Origin of the sequence: Vibrio sp. M260118, from assembly GCF_036533755.1 — a bacterium.
Taxonomy (GTDB): Bacteria; Pseudomonadota; Gammaproteobacteria; order Enterobacterales; family Vibrionaceae; genus Vibrio.
Window position 1 is genome coordinate 1 of the sequence record NZ_JATABG010000242.1, and the last position, 5,566, is coordinate 5,566.

Consider the following 5,566-nt stretch of genomic DNA (forward strand, 5'->3'; position numbering starts at 1 on the left):
TGGTAGCCCGGTAAACATCATCAACGGAGACCGCTCTGTGCGTAGTGAGTGGAATATTTCTCTAGCGGCACAGCGCCTAGGCGTAACGACCATTCCAGCCTTCACTATTGATAACGCCTCTTCTACGCCGATAGATGTCACCGTCAAAGTAGATCCTGAAGAGCCTAAAATCAGCGACCTAATTGAGCTACAAAACAAGCTGAGTAAATCACAGCTCTACCCAAATGAAAGCGCCACGCTAACAACTCGATTGATCATCAAAACCGATCCGCGCAGGCTACAAGATCCATTTGTTGTTCCCCCAAAAGCCGAAGGTGTCGAGCTTAGTGCGATAGGTGAGCCTAAACAGTATCAAAGTGTTATTGATGGTGTTGAGGTGACAATTGTTGACCAAAGTTACCTGGTAACGGCAAACAGTGCGGGCCAATTTCAACTTAGCGGTATTGGCTTTCAAGGCAGTGTTGTTTACGGTGACCGCCGAAGTGGTACTACCAAGTTAATCTCCGCAACGACGCCAGCACAGCAGTTCCAAATTCAAGTCGTTCCTATACCGAATGACTACCAAGGAACTTGGCTTCCTGCCACTTCGCTCAAGCTGTCACAACAGTGGTTAGATGGAAATGGCAATGAAATCAATGCGAGTGAAATATTTGCTACTCGTGTTGGTGATTCGCTGACTCGAATTATTAACCTCGATATTCAGGGGCTAACATCTGAACGTTTTCCAGAGTTCAATAGTAACTACCCGGCTACGGTAAGGCTCTACCAAGAGAAGCCTCAGTTTACCGAACTAGGTAATGGCACAACACGAATGACGATTAAGCAGGTCATCATTCCGGAGCAAACTGGTGACATTGCGCTCAACCCGATTTCGCTAAACTGGTGGGACAGTGCCCAAAAATCAGCTCAGAAATCGCAACTAGCGGGGCTAAAAGTAACAGTGGAGCCAGGCTCTACTCTCAATAACGAACCAATCAGTGCTCCGGCTGTTCAGCAACCACAGACTAAAGCCGTAACGGTTCACGATGCAGGCTACTGGCCATATCTAACCGCACTGTTTGCATCACTATGGCTAGTGACAATGCTGCTGTGGTTCAAGCAACGTCAAACTTCAACGGAACAAGAGCCAGAGCTAGAAGGTAAGCCAACCACTGTTCAGTTGATTCAAGCGCTTAAACAGGATGACAAAGTCAAAGCTAACTATTTAGCTAAGCAGTGGCTCAGTGAAAATCAACAGCTTGATCCCGAGCGAATAGAGGAAATAGAGAATCAGCTTAACGCGATGAATCACAGCCAATATTCAGCAGAAAGCCCTAATTGGCAGCCAGAGGCGCTAATCAAACTGATTAAGCAAAGTAGCAAGGGCCCTAAAGTAGAAACCGAGTCTAACAATAAGCTCGCTCAGCTATAAGAGTGTGTAGCAACTCGCTTTTTGCTTTTATAAAACATGCTATACGTACTCAGTCGATTGGATTTTCACGCTTATTAAAGAGTCACTTAGTATGTCAAACATATCTCTACTCACTATTGTTGCTGCTACTCTACTTACTCTAACCACCGCTCAAGCACATGGTTCAGGCATTGTAGATAACGAGCTAGTTACACAAAACGGTAGAATCATAAAGAAAATTGAACTTGACGAAGTGTATACGCTCGCTGACAAATACGCGACATCACAAGCTGGATTTCTGGACATTTCAAAACAAATTCCAGTCCCTCTCATTTGGCACAATCCAAGAAAAAAAGGAGGGACAACGTATCTCGGAAGGTGGTGGAAATGCGCAGCCAGAAGTGATGGTACTGATGGGTATAAAAAAGGCGCCTGTAATTCCGTGGTAGCTGTAGAGATCGTTGAATCTAAATAAACAATTCACGGCAACTTAAATCACATTCTAAAAGGCTAGAGAAAGCCCCAAATTGGCTAGGCTTTCTCTAGCATCGCGACTGTACCTACCACACGATTTCGGCCTCGGTTCTTCGCTTCATAGAGAGACTTATCTGCCGAGCTATAGAGCTTATCGAAACTAAATTCGCTCTGCTTGAGTTCCATAACTGAATATCCAACCGATACGGTCAAGCAACTGTGAATAGAACTCTGTGCATGGGCAATTCCCTCACTTTCAATTTCTTGGCGGATCATCTCCGACAGTTTATGGACTTGGTCTGCATCCTGGCTCGATACCAGCAGCGCAAACTCCTCTCCACCAATACGACAAAACACTTCGCGCTCAGACTGAGTATGCTTTTGTAAGATGCTGCCAATACGCATTAGGGCAATATCACCCTGCATATGACCATACTCATTGTTGTACAAACCAAAATAGTCGATATCAACAATGATCAATCCATAGCTTATAGGCTTACCGTGACTCTCAATGCACATGTCCTCTAGCAGGTACTCAAGCATTCTGCGGTTGCCAAGGCGGGTAAGTGGATCAAGTTTAGCCATAGTTTCAAGCTGTTCATTAACGTTCTGCAACTCTCTAGTGCGGGCTTTAACCTCTTGCTCTAGATTCTCATTCAGTTCATGAACCGCTTCCTGCGCGCGCGTTTTTAACAGTACCTCAGTAAGATTGGACGAGAACATCCGTATCACTTCGCGTAGATGATGGGTCAGCGGTGAACGTTTGATTAAGTTATCCGCAGCAATAAAGGCGATTGGCTCGCCGCTATTACTGACCAACATCGTCATCGCAGTCCAGCCGAAGCCTACGATGTTAAAGTCATGATAGATAGGCACCGACTCTTCAAATACCACTTGGTTAGGGTTCGCTTTAGCGGCATTCACTATCGAGCGCTCAACGGTTTCAGAGCGGTAATAAGACTCATCAACCACATTACCCTGTATGTCAGTACCCCACGTCCCTTGCATATGGGTACAATCTGCATCAGTGAGAAACACCGCACATCGATCGATACCCAAGCGGTTGATCGCAAAGGTCACCGCCGATTTACACACTTCGCTAACCGTCATGCAACGCGAAAGTTCAACCATGCTCGCATGCAACATCCGAACATTTTGCTCTTGACGCTTACGGATATAAATTTGTGAAAGAAGTGAACCAAAGGACTCTAGCATTTGCCGTTGATAAGAGGAGATAGGCGTACGATTGATGTAGTTGTCCATCGCGATCCAACCAATGATTTCGTCACCATCGCGCAGGATTAACATCCCATTCCAGCCCTGACCAACGACACTACCAGCAGTATACAACGGGGCTTCCTCGACAATAACTAGACTATCTCTACCTTCGAATAGCGCTGTAAAATAGGTTTCCTCTAATTGATGTAAGTCATACTGCGTATGATGCTCACTGACTGTTTTGCCTTTTTCATCCGTACCATAAGTGCCACTAAAACTGCGTTTTTTTAAGTCAATTAGCATAAATGAAGTACGGTCAAAACCAAGTTTATCCCTGACCACTTCAACGGCAAGGCGATATAGATCATCAAGATTGGAAGGATTTGAAATTTCAACTGCGGCCTGCTGTACCAACTTCATGTTGTCGATAAACAACTCGCGCTGCTTAATTACGTCTAGGTACTTAGCTTCTTTAATATCGCGCTGTTTAAACTCTTTCGCTGCTTCAGTTTCCGCGCGGACACACTGCCAACGCGAAGCAATCACGTGAAGTGCATCTAACTCATGATTTTGGTTGAGCTCATTAAGCCTAAAAGCATCCAAGCTCTCAATGACAACGTAGGTACGCATTTTCGGATGATTATCGAGCATGAAAACGTAACTGTGCGCCCCCATATGCTTAGCGTACCCCCACTTACAGGTGTTCATCGCCAAAGGAATTAAGCCATCGGAAGTGTCAAACTGTGCCACCCATGCCCAAAAGGTTTCAGGATATTCAGCTATCGGCAAAGGGTGGCCATGTGCAAACAGAAAGCCGTCTGGCTCTCCTCTTTGTTGCTCGGAAAAAATACCAATATTGCTAGGCTCTAGCGTTTCATCGAGATATTGAAACAAAGAGTTCGCCAATAAACGTTGATTTCTGGCTGATATAACGTCTTTAAGAAGATTTCGTGAGAGCATAACCCTAGCCTAAACCATATTATTATTACCTTTTCGATTAGAAAATTATCAGTTGTACTTAGTCAATCAACGAGATTCGAAAGGTGATGTTAAGTGACTCGCAAATCGTCAAATGGAATATGTCTAGATATGACACCTACTTCATTTTGTATGATCTCGTTTCCATAAATTTCCATTGCTATTGCCACTCAACTTTTTGATGAGGGTTATAGTTTCAACGTGCCAAGCGAACTCGTTTTGCATTACACTTTGAGCCAGTAAACAGATAAGGGCATCTCGCATTGTTAAAATGGATTTTTATATTGGCTTCCCTAGTAAGCTTCGTGAGTTGGGCTGGGGTAGACATAGTGAAAGTAGACAAGTCTAAGCGTCGTATGTATCTGATCGATAACGACCAAATAGTACGCGAATTTCGTATCGCGCTCGGCAAACGACCGAAAGGTCATAAAGTGTATGAAGGGGATCAACGAACTCCAGAAGGTCACTACTACCTAGATTTTGTCATAGAAGATTCTGAATTCTATCGTTCGATCCATATTAGCTACCCCAACGCCGACGACATAGCCTATGCCGCTGCCCGAAATTTGCACCCGGGTGGAGATATAAAGATTCATGGACTCAGGAATGGAGAACGCCGTCCTGCAAGCTATGTACAAAGCTTTGACTGGACTAACGGTTGCATCGCGATCAGCAACCAAGAGATGGATGAGTTGCTCAGCTTGGTAACACCTGGAACACCCATTGAGATAGTTTGGTAAGTAAGTTAATCAGGTAAAGTCATCCTAGCTTGAAGCGGACTTCTCTTTAGTCACCCACCAACACATCAATGAACCCAACGTTACCATCATCACACCTTGTAGAAAGCTATGCGTCATTGTCAGGCCAAGAATAAGTGACGAGATCACCGTTGATAGCACAGGCGTGAAATAAGATAAGGTTGCCAACAGAACCATGTTTCCGCCAATGATGGCATAGTTCCAAAGTGCGTAACCACTCCCCATTGCAATTCCCGAAATGAGCAGCAAGCCACCAGACTCAAGATCGATCGTCATCCCCGTTTCACCACTCAAAGCGTACTTAATCCAAAGACTGATCGCCGTCAAAATGAAAAACAGTGTAATGGCATTTTGTCCATTAGATATTCGCTTGGTGAGATTGCAATAAATAGCCCATAGAAAAGCGCCGACCAGAGCCATCGTATAGGTAGCAGGGTTCGTCGCGAAGTTTGCGGCGATTTGATTGAAAGACAGCCCTTGTTCGCCAGTGAGACACCAAGCCACACCAAAAAAGGCTAACAAGATGCTTGGATAGACAAATACGCTGGTTTTCTTACCACTGGTCAACACAGCGAGCAATACAGTCAAAGCAGGCCACATATAGTTGATCACCAGCATTTCAATTGCTTGTTGACGAGAATTCGCCATTGCCAGGGCTAAGGCCAAACAAATCTCATAGGCGACAAACAAGCCTCCACCAATGAGTACATAGCGAAATGAATACTGACGAACATTGGGGACGCCCATC

5 protein-coding genes are annotated in these 5,566 nt (G+C 44.9%); 3 read left to right on the plus strand and 2 right to left on the minus strand.

The genetic code is table 11. The features are described from left to right. Positions 1 to 1,411, plus strand: a 1,411-nt coding sequence (locus QTO00_RS13890; protein WP_331425332.1) for a BatD family protein, incomplete at its 5' end; no start/stop codon positions are given. Positions 1,412 to 1,502: 91 nt separating this feature from the next. Further along, the gene (locus QTO00_RS13895; protein ID WP_331425333.1) at positions 1,503 to 1,865 is read left to right on the plus strand and encodes a hypothetical protein; all 363 of its coding nucleotides are present in this window, start codon (positions 1,503 to 1,505) and stop codon (positions 1,863 to 1,865) included. A 56-nt stretch (positions 1,866 to 1,921) separates the two neighbouring features. On the opposite strand, the gene QTO00_RS13900 is transcribed toward QTO00_RS13895, so the two are convergent. After that, positions 1,922 to 4,042 carry a GGDEF domain-containing protein gene (locus QTO00_RS13900; RefSeq protein WP_331425334.1) on the minus strand — a complete coding sequence of 707 codons (2,121 nt, stop codon included), beginning with the start codon at positions 4,040 to 4,042 and terminating at the stop codon, positions 1,922 to 1,924. Between the two features lie 293 nt (positions 4,043 to 4,335). On the opposite strand from QTO00_RS13900, the gene QTO00_RS13905 reads away from it, so the two are divergent. Beyond that, entirely contained in the window at positions 4,336 to 4,800 is a 465-nt protein-coding gene (locus QTO00_RS13905) for a L,D-transpeptidase family protein (RefSeq protein WP_443088931.1), read from the plus strand. Positions 4,801 to 4,824: 24 nt separating this feature from the next. On the opposite strand, the gene yddG is transcribed toward QTO00_RS13905, so the two are convergent. Continuing rightward, positions 4,825 to 5,566 (minus strand): aromatic amino acid DMT transporter YddG (gene yddG / locus QTO00_RS13910; RefSeq protein ID WP_331425336.1); only part of this gene is annotated, 742 nt, incomplete at its 5' end.

Bases quoted from the DNA above. Each gene is read 5' to 3' on its own strand.
- QTO00_RS13900 (WP_331425334.1), bottom strand. From the start codon at position 4,042: ATGCTCTCACGAAATCTTCTTAAAGACGTTATATCAGCCAGAAATCAA.
- QTO00_RS13895 (WP_331425333.1), top strand. From the start codon at position 1,503: ATGTCAAACATATCTCTACTCACTATTGTTGCTGCTACTCTACTTACT.